Below are 16380 nucleotides of genomic sequence, written 5' to 3'. Positions count from 1 at the left end.
CTGATACTCATATTCAGCCGCTCGAAGAGCAAACAAGAGCTTAGAAGGAGAAACCAATGCGGGAGTCACTGACACCCGGAGTGTGGGGCGTCGTCGCCACACCATTCCAAGGCAGCAGCCTGGACGTGGACCTGGACAGCCTGGCCGGACTCGTGGAACGCTACGAGGCCATCGGCGCCACCGGCCTGACGGTCCTGGGCGTCTTCGGCGAAGCCGCCGCGCTCACCTCCGGAGAACGCGCACAGGTCCTGGAAACCGCCGTCGAATGCACGGGACTGCCGCTGGTAGTGGGCGTGACGGCACTGGCCACCCGGCCGGCCATCGAGGAAATCCTCGCCGCCCAGGCCATCGCCGGCGAGCGCCTGGCCGCCGTGATGGTCCAGGCCAACTCGCCGCGGGCAGACACGGTGATCCGGCATCTGGACGCCATCCACCGGGCCACCGGCGCCAACGTCGTCCTGCAGGACTACCCGCTCGCCAGCGGCGTCAGCATCACCGCCCAGTCCCTCATCACCGTGGTCCAGGCCTGCAGCTTCGTCATCGCGGTCAAGGCCGAGGCACCGCCCACGTCCGTGTCGATCGGACAACTGACCGCCGCCCTCGACGTCTCCGTGTTCGGCGGCCTCGGCGGCCAGGGGCTGTTGGACGAGCTCATGGCCGGCGCCGCCGGTGCAATGACCGGTTTCTCCTACCCCGAAGCGCTCATCGCCTGCGTGCGGGCCTGGCAGAAGGACGGCTACGAGGCCGCCCGCGATGCCCTGCTGCCCTACCTGCCGCTCATCAACTTCGAACAGCAGGCACGGATCGCACTGGCAATCCGCAAGGAATGCCTGCACCGGCGCGGACTCATCGCCGACCCCGGAGTCCGGACCCCGGCCTCGCCGTTCCCGGAAGTCCTCCGGCCGGCCCTGCTGGCCCACCTCGCCGAGGCGGCCCAGGCCCTGGAATCCGGCGCGACAACGACGCCGGCACTCACGACAGCTGTGAGCAACTGATGGATCTCGGAATCAGCGGGAAGACCGCCTTCGTGGCCGCCTCCACCGGCGGACTCGGCCTCGCCATCGCCCGGGCCCTCGCCGCCGAAGGCGTCCGGGTGGCCATCACCGGCCGGCGCCAGGTGCGCGCCAAGGAGATCGTCGCCGAACTGACGGACGCCTACGGGCCGGGCGCCGTCGCCATCGAGGCCGACCTCAGCACGGCGGAAGGCGTGGCCGCCGCCGTCGAACAGACAGTCGCGGAACTCGGACCCATCGACATCCTGGTCCTCAACGGTCCCGGCCCGAAGCCCGGCGCGGCCGCCACGCTTGGCGCCGATGACATCGCCGCGGCGTTCGAACAACTGGTCAAGCCGCACCACGCCCTGGTCTCGCACATCCTGCCCGGCATGCGGGAGCGGCGCTGGGGACGGATCCTGGCCGTCGGCTCGAGCGGCGTCGTGGCACCCCTGCCCAACCTGGCCGTCTCCAACACCGGCCGCGCGGCACTGGCCGGCTACCTCAAGACCCTCGCCGCCGAGGTGGCCCTGGACGCCGTCACGGTCAACATGCTCCTGCCCGGACGCATCGCGACAGACAGGGTGGCGGAGCTGGACCAGGCCGCGGCCAAGCGGCGCGGCACCACGCCCGAGGAAATCCAGCTCGAATCCCGCAAGACCATCCCCGCCCGCCGCTACGGCGAACCCGAGGAATTCGGCGCCGCCGCCGCGTTCCTCTGCAGCGCCCCGGCGTCCTACATCACCGGCGTGGCACTGCGCTGCGACGGCGGCCTGATCCGCGGGCTCTAACCGCCCTCTCTGAACAGCGGCCACCACCGCACACACCCTGCTCCGACTCCCCGAAGGAACGCCCCATGACTTCCACCGCCACAGACCTCTCCACTGCAACTGAGCGCGACCTCATCACCGCCCGGCACCTCATCAACGGCCAATGGCTCGGCGAAGGGGACACGGAGCGGATGAACCCGGCCCGCCCCGGCGAGCTCGCCGCCCTCTCCCCCAGCGGCACCGCCGAGGACGTCGACGCCGCGATCAGCGCCGCCACCGCTGCCCAGCCGGCCTGGGCCGCCATGCCCGCCCCGGCACGCGGCGCCATCCTCATGGCCGCCGGCGACCTCCTCCTGGACCGCCAGGCCGCCATCGCCGGGGACCTCGTCCGCGAAGAGGGCAAGACCCTGGCTGAGGCCAAGGGCGAGGTCAAGCGCGCCTCCGACGTGCTGCGCTTCTTCGGCTCCCTCGGCTGGGCCGCCACCGGCGAGGTGCTGCCCAGCGGCCTGCCGGACACCACCATCACCACCCGCCGCGAGCCGCTCGGCGTCGTCGCACTCATCACGCCCTGGAATTTCCCCATCGCCATCCCGGCCTGGAAGTCCGCCCCGGCGCTGATCAGCGGCAACGCCGTGGTCATCAAGCCGGCCGAGCTCACCCCGCTCTCCGCAACGCACCTGGCCCGCGCCCTGCAGGACGCCGGTCTGCCCGCCGGCGTGTTCAACGTGGTCCACGGCAAGGGCCGCGTGGTGGGCGACGCCCTGGCCCGCGATCCGCGCATCGCCGGCCTTTCCTTCACCGGCTCCACCAAGGTGGGCCTCGGCCTGCAGGAGATCCTCAACGCCCGCCGCGCCCGGGTCCAGCTGGAAATGGGCGGCAAGAACGGCGTCCTGGTCCTGGACGACGCCGATCCCCGCAAGGCCGCGCAGGTGGTCGCCGCCGGCGCGTTCGGCCTGACCGGCCAGGCCTGCACCGCCACGTCCCGCGTCTACGTCACGCCGGGCGTCCGCGAGGAATTCCTGGCCGCCCTCACCGAGGAAGCCGCGCAGTACACCGCCGGCGACGGCCTCGAGGGTGCAAAGATGGGCGCCGTCGTGAGCAGCCAGCAGTTCGAACAGAACCAGGCCGCGGTGCGCACCGCCGTCGAACGCGGCGCCACGCTGCTGCACGRTGAGCACGACGGCGGCACGGACGCCGGGTTCCGCTTCCCGGCCGCCATCCTCACCGACCTGCCCTTCGACGACGCCGCCGTGACCGAAGAGATCTTCGGACCCGTGGTGGCCGTCCTCGAGGTCCCGGACTATGAGGCCGGGCTCGCCGCGATCAACGATTCCCGCTACGGCCTCACCGCCGGGATCTGCACCGACTCGCTGGCCTTTGCCACGGACTTCGCGGCCCGCGCCCAGGCCGGGGTCATCAAGGTCAACCGTCCGACGGCGGGCCTGGACCTGAACGTGCCGTTCGGCGGCGTCAAGGACTCTTCCACCAACACGTTCCGCGAACAGGGGAAGTCCGCGCTGGACTTCTTCACGTGGGGCAAGACCGTCTACACGGGCGTGTAGCCAGCCATGACGTACGTGATCGCGCAGCCCTGTGTGGATGTGAAGGACAAGGCCTGCATCGACGAGTGCCCGGTGGACTGCATCTATGAGGGCGAGCGCTCGCTCTACATCCACCCGTCCGAATGCGTGGACTGCGGCGCCTGCGATCCCGTGTGCCCGGTCGAGGCGATCTACTACTCGGACGATGTCCCGGATGAGTGGGCCGATTACGTGCGTGCCAATGTGGAGTTCTTCGAGGAGCTGGGGTCGCCGCTTGGCGCCTCAGCCCTCGGGAACCTGCACCGCGACCACCCTGTGGTCGCGGGCGCGCCGGCAGCCGCCGGCGCCGCCGGCTGATCCTGCCGGCTGACCCCGTCCTCTGACCCTGTGACTTATGGCTCTAGTCACCGGCCGCCTGCCTGAGGAGCATCGCAAGGGTCAGGATTGTGCCCGGCCAGGGGCATCCTCCTCCCCCGATCACAGACCCGACCTGCAAGAAGGACTGCCATGTCGGTGGCTTGGATTCGCTCTTCATCCGGCCGGCTCACGGCCGCGGTCGCCGTCGTCGCGCTCATCATGGCGCTGAGCGGCTGCAGCCCCGGGCCCGAACCTCCGGCGCAGCAGGTCTCGCCGGATTCCGGCTACCGGAGCATGCTCGAAGACTTCAGTAAGAGATTGCTCGACGACGGTGCCCCGGCCGTGCTCGTCCAGATCCGGGTGGGCGCGGACGAGTGGTCCGCGGCATACGGCGTGCGAAACCTGGAGGACCGTCCCCTGGCCGAGATCACGGACCCCGTCCACATTGGCGGCATCACCAAATCCATGGTGGCGGTCTGCGTGCTGAAACTGGTCGAAGAAGGCCGGCTGCAGCTCGAGGCACCGGTCAGCACGTACCTGCCGGAGTTCGACAGGGTAATGCACCCGCCGGGACCTGTCACCGTCCGCCAGCTGCTGCAGCACCGCTCCGGCATGCCGTCCGTGGACGGGCCCCTGTTCGATCCCGCCACGGTCCGGGAGGCCCTCACCACCAAGGTGAGCCTGCCAGACCTGCTGGCCATGGCAGGCCGGATTTCCTGGCAGGCCAAGCTGGCCCAGGGATTTGAGTACTCCAACTCGAACTACATTGCCCTGGCCCTGATCGTCGAGCGCCTGAGCGGCCGGCGGATCGGCGAGGTCATCAGCACCGACATCATCGAGCCGCTCGGGTTGACCGGAACCAAAATGACGGCGGAGGGGCCCGCACCGGCGACCATGGTCCACGGCTACATCGCACTGGATTCCAAGCAACTCGACGTCACCTACCCGGCCGCCCAGATCGACAACGCCGCCGGGGGCATGGTGTCCTCCGTGGCGGACGTCAATACGTTCTACCGCGCCCTGATGCAGAACCGGCTGCTCAAGCCGGAGACCATCACCGAGATGGAAAGCCCGCTGTACGCCCGGTACGGACTCGGCGTGGTCCGGTGGAACGATCTGTGCACGAACAACTTCTACTACGGCCATCCCGGTGACGTGCCCGGCTACGGCACCATCACCATGACCAGCGCGGACGGAACCCGGCAGCTCACCATGGCCGTGGCCTACCCGCCCCATCCGCTCCAGCCCGGAGACACCCGCATCCTGCACCAAATGGAGTCCGTCGCGGAGGACACCCTCAACGCCACCTGCCAGACCGGGCCGACAGGACCCCTGAACCATGCCGCGGGCAGTCCGGGCAGTTTGGGCTGACGCCGCGGCGGGCTCGACCACAATCTCCGCAACACTCTCCGTGACACTTTGGCAAAAGTCACTGCGACAATGAGCAGATGACAGCCATCATCCTCGTCTGGAACCCCGACGAATGGAACGATTGGACCTACCCGGCCGTCCTGGAAGAGGTCGCCGAGACCGGCCGGTTCCTGACCGACTGGGAGGTCGGGACCGGGTTCGGAATCGGTACTGAATTGCGCGACGGCGTGGCCGGTGGCGGCGACGGCATTGCGGATGCCTGGGTCCCTGCGGACGTCGGGGCCGAGTCCGCCGTCTGCGGCGCGGAGGCGTGGCTCGTGCTCCAGGGCCGCCACGGGCAGGGCCTGATCGGCCACGGCGTGATCGTCTCGGAGCGGCCGGCGCCCCGTCTGCAACCACCGCAGAACGCGCAACCACCGCAGACCGCGAGCGCCGCGCCGGCCGGTTCCCCGCTCTGCGTCCGTGTGGCCTTTGACGCCCTGCTGCCGGCCGGGGACCAGATCCAGCCCGGGATCCTCGAGGAGTTAGTGCCCGGCCTCGACTGGGAAGCGCTGCACGGGTCCGCCCTCGCCGTCGGCCCCTCTGCCGAGCCCCTGCTGCGGTCCCTTTGGAGCGAATTCGGCCCGCAGCCGGGTACCGATCCCACCCAGCCCGTGCCCGGCACCGTCCCGGCGGCGGCGGTCAGCCGCGTCGAGGTGAACCGGTATGAGCACAGCCCGGACGCGCGCCGGGCCTGCGTCGCCCATCACGGGACCAGCTGCGCCGCGTGCGGGTTCTCCTTTGAAATCGCCTACGGGGACATCGGCAAGGACTTCATTCCGGTCCATCACCTGGTCCCGGTGTCACAACTTGGCGGCGCCTATGAACTGGATCCAGTCACCGACCTCGTGCCGCTGTGTGCCAACTGCCATGCCATGGCGCATTTCGGGGTGACCACCCCGCGCACGGTCGCGGAGCTGCGCCGGGCCATGGCCGCCGCCGGGTACCTTACCGGGCAGACGCTGACCTCCAAGGAGCTCCAGGCCCAGCGGGACGCGCGGCGGATCCTCAACCAGCACTAACAGCGGCGCCAGCACTAACACGGCGCCGGCACCACCAGCAGGTGCATTCTCAGGCAGACCACACCTCGCGGAACTTGCCGCTGCGGTCCGGCCGGGGCGGCTCGTCGGCAAACTGGACGTCGACGCCGTCGGCGCCCTGGGCCGCGAAGAACGCCCCCAGGCGCTCCCCCACCGCCGCCCGCACGTCGCCCGTCCCGGCATCCGGCCAGAGCTCCAGCCGCACGGTGAGCGACCTCGGCCCGGTGCGGATCGCCTGGAACCGGCGGACGCCGGCGGTCTCCTCGATCACCGTACCCAACGCCAACGGCAGCACCGTCACCACTGCCCCGGCCGTCGCGGCCCCGTCCAAAACCGTTGCGTCCAAATCTGCCCCGTCTTTCGCTGCCCCATCCACCACGGCCCCGCAGGCGGCCGCGAACGTCAGCACGTCGCCGCTGCGGCCTTCGACACGGAGCGCGGGAAACGGGCTGCCGCAAGCACACGGGCCCGGAACAACCTGCACGCGGTCGCCGAGGTTGTACCGGATCAGCGGCTGGACCCGGTTGGCCAGGTTGGTGACCAGCACCGTCTGAGAGAGTTCCCCGTCCGGAACGGGCTGGTACTCCGCGTCCACCGGCTCCACGATGTGCCAGTCGGCGTTGACATGGAACAGCCCCTGCCGGCAACGGCTGGTCAGGGCCGGCACTTCTGAGGCGAGGTATCTCAGGCTGACACGGCAACCAAGGGCCGCTTCGATGCCTGCCGCGGCATCGGCCGGCAGAGCCTCGCCGGATGCGATTGCCAGGATCGGATGGATTCTGAGCCGTCCAGCCCTTGCCTCTGCCGCCAACTGCACCATGGCGCTGGGATACCCGTAGAGCATGGTCGGCTGGAAGTCATTGAGCTCGGCCACGAGTTCCGGGAGCGGCCGGAGCACGGAGAACACGCGGACCCTGCGGGCGATGCGCTGGCTGCGACGCCGCGCGGTTTCCGTCAGGACCACGCCGGCAAAGTGGTCCCCGTCCGCAATCATCGCCGCGGCGCGCAACCCGCGGCGCAGGAAGGCACGGGCCTCCGCAGCGCTCAGCAGGGTACGCCTTTCGCGGATCCGGGCGAGGAAGTTCGCCACCTGCAACGAGTTCCGGTCATGGACCAGGACCGCGGGTTCCCCGGTGGACCCGGAGGTCGTCATGACGAGGTACTGACCGCGGTAGAAGCCGCCGACGCGCGAGGCGTCGCCAAGGAGGTCTGCTTTTAGGCCGGCGAGGGTGATGTGCGGGTCGGTCACCCAGTCGTCGAAGTTGTCCATGAGCTCGCGCTTGCCCACCGGCGGCAGCTCCCCTAAGTGCGTGGCCAGATCCGTGACCGTCCCCGGCACGTCCCGGTACAGGCGGCGGTAGAACGGCGAGGCGGACCGGGCGTAGTCAATCAGCGCGCCGAGCCGGTCCCGTTGCCGGCGGGCAATGGCGTCCTGGCTGGCCCGCTCGGCCCGCCAGATATCCAACGCGATTCCAGGGGTCCGTGTCATCCCGAGAGGAGAGCCGCCCATCCCGCATCACCCTTTCGCGGGTGCGCACGCCAGACGCACCCGATCCCCACGCTGGCACGCCGTCGGCCGCCCCAACAGGGGCTTTAGGCACCCGGCGGCACATGGGCGCATCCACGGACACCGTCGAATTGCTGGACTTCCCGGCATGCAGCACCACAGACTGTGTACAACAGCTGGCTGGGCGGCGTGGGAATTCCTGCCTCCGGGCCGGCCGTGGACTACCAGCAGCATCGTTTGGGGCTTTGCTTAATACCTTTTTCCACCGCCGTGAAAGGACCTGGTTATGCCGGACTTGTCATTTTTGTATCCGCTCATTTCGATCATTCTGGGGGCGGTCGCCGTCGTCGGCGTCATCTGGGTGGCAACAAAACTGATGTGGAAGGTGGCGGAACCGAACGAGGCCCTCATCATCTCCGGGTTGACGCGCGGCACGCTGGAAACCCGGGAGGGGATGGATTTCAAGATTGTCACGGGCAAGGGGGCCCTGGTGCTGCCGGGTCTCCAGACGGTGCGGCCGCTGTCCCTGACGCTGAATGAGACCGAGCTCAAGGTCTCCTGCGTGACCTCCCAGGGCATCCAGGTGATTGTCGACGGCGTGGTCATCTACAAGATCGGGGATGCCCCGCCGTTCATTGCCAACGCCGCGCGGCGCTTCCTGGGCCAGCAGCCCAAGATGGAAAGCCAGGTGTACAACGTCTTCGAAGGCCACCTGCGCTCGATCATCGGCAGCATGACGGTCGAGGAAATCATCCGCGAGCGGGACAAGCTGGCCTCCCAGGTCCGCAGCGCCAGCGGCGTCGAAATGGAGAAGCTGGGCCTGGTGGTCGACTCGTTGCAGATCAAGGACCTCCAGGACCCCACGGGCTATATCCAGAACATCGCCAAGCCCCACATTGCCATGGTCAAGATGGAGGCGCGCATCGCCGAGGCCACCCGGAACCGCGAGGCCGCGGAAAAGGAAGCGGAGGCCGAGGCCCTGATTGCCGACGCCCGGAGCGTGTCCGCGATTCGGCAGTCCGTGGCGCTTGCCAATGCCGAGCGCGCCAAGGCGAACGCGGCCCAGGCCGGTCCGCTGGCGGACGCGACGGCGCGCCAGCAGGTGGTGGTCCAGGAAACCGAAGTGGCCAAGCTCGAGGCCGACCGGGAAGAGCAGAAGCTGCAGACCAGCGTCCGCAAGCCTGCGGACGCGAGGGCCTACGCCAAGCGCACCGACGCCGAGGGCCAGAAATCGGCGGATATCAGCGCGGCCGAGGCGCTGGCCCGGCGTACAGAGCTCGAGGCCACGGCCAACGCCCGGCGCACGGAGGTGCAGGCCCAGGCGAACGCGACGGCGGCAGCGGCAGCAGCCGGCGCCACCAAGGTCACCGGCGAGGCCGAGGCAGCCGCCACGAAGGCCCGCGGCGATGCCGCCGCCTCGGCCATCAAGGCCAAGGCCCTGGCCGAGGCAGAGGGCATCAGGGCCCGCGCCGAGGCCCTCGGAACCAACCAGGACGCCGTCATCGCCCAGCAGCTCGCCGAGAACATGCCGGCAATCGTGGCGGCGGCCGCCGAGCCGTTTGCGCACGTCGGCCAGATGACCGTCCTGAACGGCGGCGACGGGGTCAACCGGATGATCGGCGGGGTTTTGGCACAGGTGGGCGATTACCTTCCGGCGCTCTCCACCGCGCTCAAGAACACCCGGAGCACCGCCAAACGCGATCCCAAAACTCAGGAAACTCCGGGGGCCTAGGGCGGGGATGCGTGCGGGGGTACAGGGAATCTGATGCACAAGGATGTTGACCGGAGCCTGACCGGAAAGATTGGACGCGTGACGGGACGGATCGGCCCGGGAACCATCGGCGAGGTCATGCTGCCCGTCCGCGGCGGAACCAGCGCTTTCCATGCACACCCCTTCGACAAGAGCAGCGTCTTTGCCGTGGGCGAGCAGGTCCTGGTGATCTATTTTGAGCCGCCGCAGACCGTGTATGTCGACGAACTACCGGACGTCCTCAGGCCCGGCTGACCTCTGGACGCTGGGAGGCGACGGGCGTATTCTGAAGTTCCGTAGCCTCTGGAGGTATTTTCAGATGGAAGGCAATATGCGCGAGCGCGGCATGGCCCGCCTCCCGGTCGGCAACTGGCCCGACCCGCTGTAAGTCCTCCTTTCGTCATGCCGTCCGGCACCGCTGCTTCGTCGGGTGCGCACTGTGGACCCATGGCCTTAGCCTTCTACGCCCTCACATCAGTTCCCGCCTGACCGCGCCTACCTGTTAACCCACTCTTCCCCTGCCGGTCACGCCTGCTCCCCCGCGCCGCAAGCCGCCGCCCGCACCGTGGAGGTGTGAGGATCGCAATCGTCGCCGAATCATTCCTGCCGCTCATGAACGGGGTCACCCACTCCATCCTGCGCGTGCTGGAGCATCTGCAGGAGCGCGGGGACGAGGTGCTGGTGATCGCGCCGTCCACGCAGGTCACTGACGCCCCGGACGAGGTCTACGGGGCCCACGTCCACAGGCTCCCCTCCGTCCCGCTGGCCGGCTATGCGAACGTGCGCGTGGCGATGGGCGGTGTGTATCGGGTCAAGCGAATCCTTGCCGATTACGCGCCCGACGTCGTCCACCTCGCGTCCCCGTTCGTGCTCGGCTGGCGGGCAGCACAGGCCGCCCACCAGCTCGGAATCCCCACCGTGGCCATCTACCAGACCGAGGTCCCCGGCTACGCGGGGCGCTACGGCGTCCCCTTCCTGGAGAACTGGGCCTGGAACCGGGTGGACCAGATCCACCTGCTGGCTTCCCGCACCCTGGTCCCCTCCACTTTCGCGCTCAACCAGCTCCGCGGCCGCGGCATTCCGCGCGTGGACATGTGGCGGCGCGGCGTGGACACGCGGCGGTTCAACCCCGCAAAGCGCGACGCCGGGTGGCGCGCTTCCGTGGCGCCCGGCGGCGAGCGCCTCATCGGCTACGTGGGCCGGCTGGCGGCCGAGAAGCAGGTGGAGGACCTGGCGGTGCTGGCCGACGTCCCCGGCACGCGGTTGGTGATCGTGGGCGACGGGCCCCAGCGGGCCGCCCTGGAGGCTGCCCTGCCGCAGGCGGTCTTTACCGGGKTCCTTGGCGGCGATGACCTCGCCCGGGTGGTGGCCTCCTTCGATCTCTTCGTCCATCCCGGCGAGTTCGAGACCTTTTGCCAGACCATCCAGGAGGCCATGGCATCCGGCGTTCCGGTGGTTGCCACGGGCCGCGGCGGGCCTCTGGACCTCGTGGAGAATTCCCGGACCGGCTGGCTGTACGAGCCCGGCGACCTCGCCGCGCTGCGTGCCCGGGTGATGGACCTGATGGGCGACGACGCCAAGCGCCGCGCGTTCGCCGCAGCYGCGCACGCCTCGGTCCAGGGCAGGACGTGGTCCGCCCTCGGCACCGAACTCGTTGCCCACTACCAGGCCGTGATCAGTGACCCCGCTGTCGGCCCCTCTCCCCTCGTTGCCCTGTCACTTACGGCTGCCAAACAGGGGTTTTGGGCACCCTAGGTGACAGAGCAACGGGGCTCTTAGTCCTTCCCGCGGCSCCGGACCCGGAACCGCCCCCGTGTTTGGCACCGCGGATACCCTCAGGGCGCTTATGATTTCGGGATGGGAGGGTCCTAAATGTCTTGTTGGTGGTCTCAAGTTCGCACGGCGGTAGCCGGGTGAGCGCGCCGTCGTACCCCGAGGAAGCCTCCGGAACGGTCTCAGGCACGGTCCCAGGCACGGTCCCAGGCACGGTCTCAGGCGCGGTCTCAGGCACAGCCCCGGGCTACGCGGACCTGGTGGAATCCAGCCCCGACGCCCTCCTGGTGGTGGCCGAGGACGGCACCATCCGGATGGTCAACGCCGCCACGGAGCGCATGTTCGGGTACTCCCGCGGGGAGCTCGTGGGCTCGGACCACCGCATCCTCCTGGCCGAGGGCTACCGGAACGGGGTCCAGCGGCTGTTCTTCAACCTCCGCCGCGACGCGCACCTCCACCAAGCGCCCGACGCCGACGCTGACGCCGGTGACGCTGACACCGCCCCCGTGGAGGCCTACGGGCTGCGGCGGGACGGCACGGAATTCCGGGCCGAAGTGGCCGGATCCATTTTCATCACCGGCGCCGTCACCGGCGCGGTCAACGGTGCAGGCACCAGTGACGGCACCGGTCATGGCGCTGTGAGCATGATCGCCGCGGTGCGGGACACCTCGCACCGGCCCGAGAACGATGACAGCCTCCGCGAGGCCATGTCGCTGCTGAGCGCGACACTCGAATCCACTGCCGACGGCATCCTGGTGGTCAGCAGCGCGGGCGAGATCGCCGGCGTGAACAACCAGTTCCTCACCATGTGGGGCATYCCGCGAGAAATGCTCGCCACCGGGGACGATGAGGCCGTCATGGGCTTCGTCCTGGACCAGYTGCGGGATCCGGCGAAGTTCGTCGAGAAGGTGGAGGCCCTCTACGCCGATCCCGCCGCGGAGAGCCACGACAACCTCGAATTCCGCGACGGCCGGACCTTTGAACGCTATTCGCGCCCSCAGAAGGTCGCGGAGCAGGTGGTCGGRCGGGTGTGGAGCTTCCGCGACGTGACCGCGGCCAAGGTTGCGCAGGACCGGATCACCCGGGCCATGGCAGACCTTGCCGAACAATCCGCCCAGCTCACGTCGCTGGCGTTCCGGGATGGCTTGACCGGGCTGTCCAACCGCCAGCTGTTCAACGACCGCCTCGCCGGCGCCCTCGCGGGCGCGCGCGGCACCACCGTGGATGTSCTGCTSCTGGACCTGGACGACTTCAAGGAAGTCAACGACCTCCGSGGCCACCACGCCGGGGACCAGATGCTSATCGAGGTCGGGCGGCGGCTGCGCGCTTGTGTCCGGCCGAACGACGTCGTGGCCCGGCTGGGCGGCGAYGAATTCGTGGTGCTCCTGGTCAACTCGCCGGAGCCCGAGACGGTTGCCGCCCGGATCGTCGATTCGCTGCGCGTCCCGGTGTGGATTGATGGCACGATGCTGCGGCCGAGCCTCAGCCTGGGCGTTGCGTCGATCAGCGGCGAAGACGTGGACGCCTCCGAGCTCCTGCGCCGYGCCGACGTCGCGATGTATGCCGCCAAGGCCGCCGGCAAGAACCGGTACATGCGCTTCCGGCCCGAGATGATGAAGGCCCTCGTGGACCGCAACGACCTCGAGGCCGGCCTGCGGCTCGCCGTGGACAACGGGCAGATCGCSGTGCACTACCAGCCGATCGTCTCCGCCGGCCGCGGGACYGTGACCGAGGTCGAGGCCCTGGCCCGCTGGGTCCGCGACGGTGTCCTGGTCCCGCCCCAGCACTTCATTCCGGCGGCSGAACGCAGCGGCCTCATTGTCGAGATCGGCACCGAGGTGCTGCTGCGCGGCTGCACCGAGCTCAAGCCCTGGCTGGAAGAGGACGCCTCCCGGTCCCTGGCCGTGAACGTCTCCGGKGTSCAGCTGCAGCACRRGGACTTCGCCGAGCTGGTCCTGGCGGTGACGGAATCCTGCGGTGTGGACCCGGGCCAGCTGGTCCTGGAAGTCACCGAGAGCGTCTTTTTCGACGACGACTGCCACGTGATCCAGCAACTGACGAGCCTGCGCACGGCCGGCGTCCGCGTGGCGCTGGACGACTTCGGCACCGGCTTCTCCTCTCTGGGGCGCCTGCAGGGGCTGCCCGTGGACACGCTGAAGATCGATCAGTCGTTCGTGGCCATGATCAACACCGGCACGGAACACCTGCCCATCCTGAACGCCATGATCGCCATGGCCCACGGGCTGGGGCTGACTGTCACGGCCGAGGGCGTGGAAACGGCCGCCCAGGCCGGCTACCTGATGAACCTGGACTGCGACTCCCTCCAGGGCTTCCTCTTTTCCGGCCCCCAGCCGGAGACCGCGCTCCCGCCGGCGCTGGACCGGGCGGCCCGGGCCATCGCCGCGCTGCGGGGCGATCGGGTGCCTGGCAACCGGTGACCCGCAAAGTTCCGTAGCCGATGTGCTGGACACCGGGCCGAAGGACCCTATGATTCAGGAAACGCATTGATCCGGGCGTCTGAGCCGGGACCATCATCGCTCTATGAACTTCCGTTGCTTGGGGGCCGGTATCGTCGTGGGAACTGGATTTGGTGAAGACCTGCTGGAACAGGGTCCGGATGCGTTTCTGCTGCTGACCGCGGACGGGACCATCGCCTTCGTGAATTCGGCGGCGGAACGGCTCTTCGGCTATCCCCGCCAGGATCTCCTCGGCGTCCCGCACACCATCCTGCTCACCGAGGAATCCCGCGGCGGCTTCCTCCGTGTCTTTGGCCGCCTGGGCCGCAAGAGCCGGGCCGGAAGCCGGCCGTTTGCCGCCGTCGCACTGCACCGGGACGGCTCCGAACTCGCCGTCGAGATTACCTGCTCACTGGTGAGCGTCGACGGCGGCACCGCCATGGCGGTAGCCGTCCGCGACGCCGAGCACCGCAACGACGCCGACTCCGGCCGGCGGCTGGCCGTCTCACTCCTGGACGCCACGCTGGAATCGACGTCGGACGGAATCGTGGTGGTCTCCAGCGAGGGCCTGATCACCGGGATCAACGACCAGTACCTGAAGCTGTGGGGCATGCCGCCGGAACTCGTCGCGGCCGAGGACCCCAACGCCCTGGTGCGGTTCATCGCGGACCAGCTGGTGGACCCCGACTACTTCCTGGAAAAAGTCTCAGCGCTCTACGCGGACAGCCTGATGCAGAGCCACGACGTCCTGGAGTTCACCGACGGCCGCACCGTGGAGCTGTACTCGCGCCCGCAGAAGGTGGCGGACACCATCGTGGGACGGATCTGGAACTTCCGCGACATCACCTCGCGCCGGCGCGCCCAGGACCAGGCCCGCCGCGCCATGGAGGAACTGGCCGAGCAGGCCGGCAAGCTCAAGGAACTGGCCTTCCAGGACCCGCTCACGGGACTGGCCAACCGGATGCTCTTCAACGAACGGGCCGCCGCGGCACTGCTCACCCCGGACCCRGTGCACGTGCTGCTCCTGGACCTGGACGACTTCAAGGAAGTCAACGACGTCCTGGGCCATCACGCCGGCGACGAGATGCTGGTGGAGATCTCCCGCCGGCTCCAGAACTGCGTGGGCCCGCACGGCACCGTCGCCCGGCTGGGCGGGGACGAGTTCGTGGTCCTGCTGGTCGGCTGCCGGGATGCCGACACCGTGGCCCAGCGCGTGGTCAGCACCCTGAACGCCCCGGTCTCCATCGAGGGAACGCTCATGCGGCCCGGCCTGAGCCTGGGCGTGGCATCGCGCGACGCCGGAACGGAGACGTCCTCGGAGCTGCTGCGGCAGGCGGACCTGGCCATGTACGCGGCCAAGGAGGCCGGCAAGAACTGCTACGTGCACTTCCAGCCCGAGATGCTGGCCGCGCTGCTGGAGCGCACCCAGCTAACGGCAGGGCTGCGGCGGGCGGTGGAGCTGGGGCAGATCAAGGTCCACTACCAGCCCGTCATCTCCAGCGACCGGCTCGGGGTGGTGCAGTTCGAGGCCCTGGCACGCTGGGAATGGGAAGGGGCGCTGGTCCCGCCGGACGATTTCATCCAGACCGCCGAACGCAGCGGCCTGATCCGGGAGATCGGGGCCGAAGTGCTGCGGCGCAGCTGCACGGAGCTGGCCCCATGGCTGGCCGAGGACCCGTTCCGGAGCCTGGCCGTCAACGTCTCCGGCGTGCAGCTGCAGCACCGTGACTTCGCCGAGCGCGTCCTGGACATCGCGGCATGGAGCGGCGTGGACCCGCGCCAGCTGGTCCTGGAGGTGACCGAGAGCGTGTTCTTCGACGCCCACTCGCACGTCATCGGCCAGCTCGAGACCCTGCGCGAGGCCGGCATCCGGGTGGCCCTGGACGACTTCGGGACAGGCTATTCCTCGTTGGGCCGCCTGCAGGACCTGCCCGTGGACGTGGTGAAGATCGACAAGTCCTTCGTGTCCATGCTGCAGACCGGCATCGAAAAGCTGCCCATCCTGACTTCCATGATCCATATGGCCCACAGCCTGGGCCTGAAGGTCACGGCCGAGGGCATCGAGACGCCCGCCCAGGCACGCTACCTCATGGACCACGGCTGCGACGCCCTGCAGGGCTTCCTCTTCTCCCGCGCGGAACCCGCGGCCGCCAGGGAGCAGTCCGTCCGGAATTCGGATGCCGCCATCGCCGAGCTCGAGGGCGTCCCAATGCCCGGGTAGCAGGGCGTCCGGGGGCGGCCGGCTGGTGCCGACACATTCAGTCCCGGCATGCTGCCCATCACGGTCGGGGAGGCCGCACCGACTATGATTCAGTCAGCGCAGCGCGCCTTGTTCTCCGCAAGGCGCCCGCTATCCGTATTCATTGCCTGGGGGGCTGTCAAAAATCGTGGAAGCTGGATTAGCACAACAACTGCTGGAGTACAGCCCGGACGCGCTCCTGCTGGTCGGTCCGGACGGATCCATTTCCTTCCTCAACGCGGCCGCGGAACGGCTCTTCGGCTACTCCCGGGCACAGCTCCTGGGGGCGGACCACAGCATGCTCCTGGCTGAGGCCTCGCGGGAGGATTTCCACGGCGTCCTGGCCGGGCTTGGCAAGACCGCAAACCCCGGCGCCGCAAGCCCCGGCGCGCCGTGCCCCGGCGCCCCTTTTACCGGTTCGGGCCGCCGTGCCAACGGCACCGAACTCCCGGTCGAAATCACCTGCCGCGCCGTGCCCCGGCGCCCCTATTACCGGTTCGGGCCGCCGTGCCAACGGCACCGAACTCCCGGTCGAAATCACCTGC

The 16380-nt window shown here is 69.1% G+C and carries 13 protein-coding genes; 12 read left to right on the top strand and 1 reads right to left on the bottom strand.

Translation table 11 applies throughout. The annotated features are described in order from the left end of the window. Nucleotides 1-56 precede the first annotated feature (56 nt). The 6 genes from AC1DEY_RS14440 to AC1DEY_RS14415 all read left to right on the top strand — a co-directional run bounded on the left by AC1DEY_RS14440 (nucleotide 57) and on the right by AC1DEY_RS14415 (nucleotide 6092). Nucleotides 57-995, top strand: a complete 939-nt coding sequence (locus AC1DEY_RS14440; protein WP_476868539.1) for a dihydrodipicolinate synthase family protein — start codon at nucleotides 57-59, stop codon at nucleotides 993-995. Next, on the top strand, nucleotides 995-1783 hold the full coding sequence (locus AC1DEY_RS14435) for an SDR family oxidoreductase (RefSeq protein WP_476868538.1): 789 nt from the start codon (nucleotides 995-997) through the stop codon (nucleotides 1781-1783). Before AC1DEY_RS14440 ends, AC1DEY_RS14435 begins: the two co-directional genes overlap by 1 nt. A gap of 65 nt (nucleotides 1784-1848) precedes the next feature. Continuing rightward, a complete protein-coding gene (locus AC1DEY_RS14430; protein WP_476868537.1) occupies nucleotides 1849-3324 on the top strand; it encodes an aldehyde dehydrogenase family protein in 1476 nt (491 codons plus the stop codon). Nucleotides 3325-3330: 6 nt separating this feature from the next. Further along, the gene (gene fdxA, locus AC1DEY_RS14425; RefSeq protein ID WP_476868536.1) at nucleotides 3331-3660 is read left to right on the top strand and encodes a ferredoxin; all 330 of its coding nucleotides are present in this window, start codon (nucleotides 3331-3333) and stop codon (nucleotides 3658-3660) included. A 150-nt stretch (nucleotides 3661-3810) separates the two neighbouring features. Beyond that, nucleotides 3811-5031, top strand: coding sequence for a serine hydrolase domain-containing protein (locus tag AC1DEY_RS14420; protein WP_476868535.1), 1221 nt, complete (start codon nucleotides 3811-3813; stop codon nucleotides 5029-5031). A 77-nt stretch (nucleotides 5032-5108) separates the two neighbouring features. Further along, nucleotides 5109-6092 carry an HNH endonuclease gene (locus AC1DEY_RS14415; protein ID WP_476868534.1) on the top strand — a complete coding sequence of 328 codons (984 nt, stop codon included), beginning with the start codon at nucleotides 5109-5111 and terminating at the stop codon, nucleotides 6090-6092. Between the two features lie 49 nt (nucleotides 6093-6141). Here the strand turns inward: AC1DEY_RS14415 and AC1DEY_RS14410 are convergent, their stop codons facing one another. Continuing rightward, complete coding sequence (locus AC1DEY_RS14410) at nucleotides 6142-7599, bottom strand: phenylacetate--CoA ligase family protein (protein WP_476868533.1); 1458 nt, start codon at nucleotides 7597-7599, stop codon at nucleotides 6142-6144. A 304-nt stretch (nucleotides 7600-7903) separates the two neighbouring features. On the opposite strand from AC1DEY_RS14410, the gene AC1DEY_RS14405 reads away from it, so the two are divergent. From AC1DEY_RS14405 to AC1DEY_RS14380, 6 genes are all read left to right on the top strand, one after another. Then, the gene (locus AC1DEY_RS14405; protein WP_476868532.1) at nucleotides 7904-9349 is read left to right on the top strand and encodes a flotillin family protein; all 1446 of its coding nucleotides are present in this window, start codon (nucleotides 7904-7906) and stop codon (nucleotides 9347-9349) included. Nucleotides 9350-9382: 33 nt separating this feature from the next. Beyond that, nucleotides 9383-9622, top strand: a complete 240-nt coding sequence (locus AC1DEY_RS14400; protein ID WP_476868531.1) for a hypothetical protein — start codon at nucleotides 9383-9385, stop codon at nucleotides 9620-9622. A gap of 318 nt (nucleotides 9623-9940) precedes the next feature. Next, nucleotides 9941-11122: a glycosyltransferase family 4 protein gene (locus AC1DEY_RS14395; RefSeq protein ID WP_476868530.1), complete on the top strand. Its 1182-nt coding sequence runs from the start codon at nucleotides 9941-9943 to the stop codon at nucleotides 11120-11122. A gap of 158 nt (nucleotides 11123-11280) precedes the next feature. Further along, nucleotides 11281-13578, top strand: coding sequence for an EAL domain-containing protein (locus tag AC1DEY_RS14390; RefSeq protein WP_476868529.1), 2298 nt, complete (start codon nucleotides 11281-11283; stop codon nucleotides 13576-13578). Nucleotides 13579-13714: 136 nt separating this feature from the next. After that, nucleotides 13715-15817, top strand: coding sequence for a putative bifunctional diguanylate cyclase/phosphodiesterase (locus AC1DEY_RS14385; protein WP_476868528.1), 2103 nt, complete (start codon nucleotides 13715-13717; stop codon nucleotides 15815-15817). Nucleotides 15818-15983: 166 nt separating this feature from the next. After that, on the top strand, nucleotides 15984-16380 hold a 397-nt coding region (locus AC1DEY_RS14380), incomplete at its 3' end, for a PAS domain S-box protein (protein ID WP_476868527.1).

It is taken from the genome of Arthrobacter sp. 05T47, from assembly GCF_056395825.1.
The sequence above is the reverse complement of the archived record's forward strand: the minus strand, read 5'-3'. Positions and strand labels throughout refer to the sequence as shown.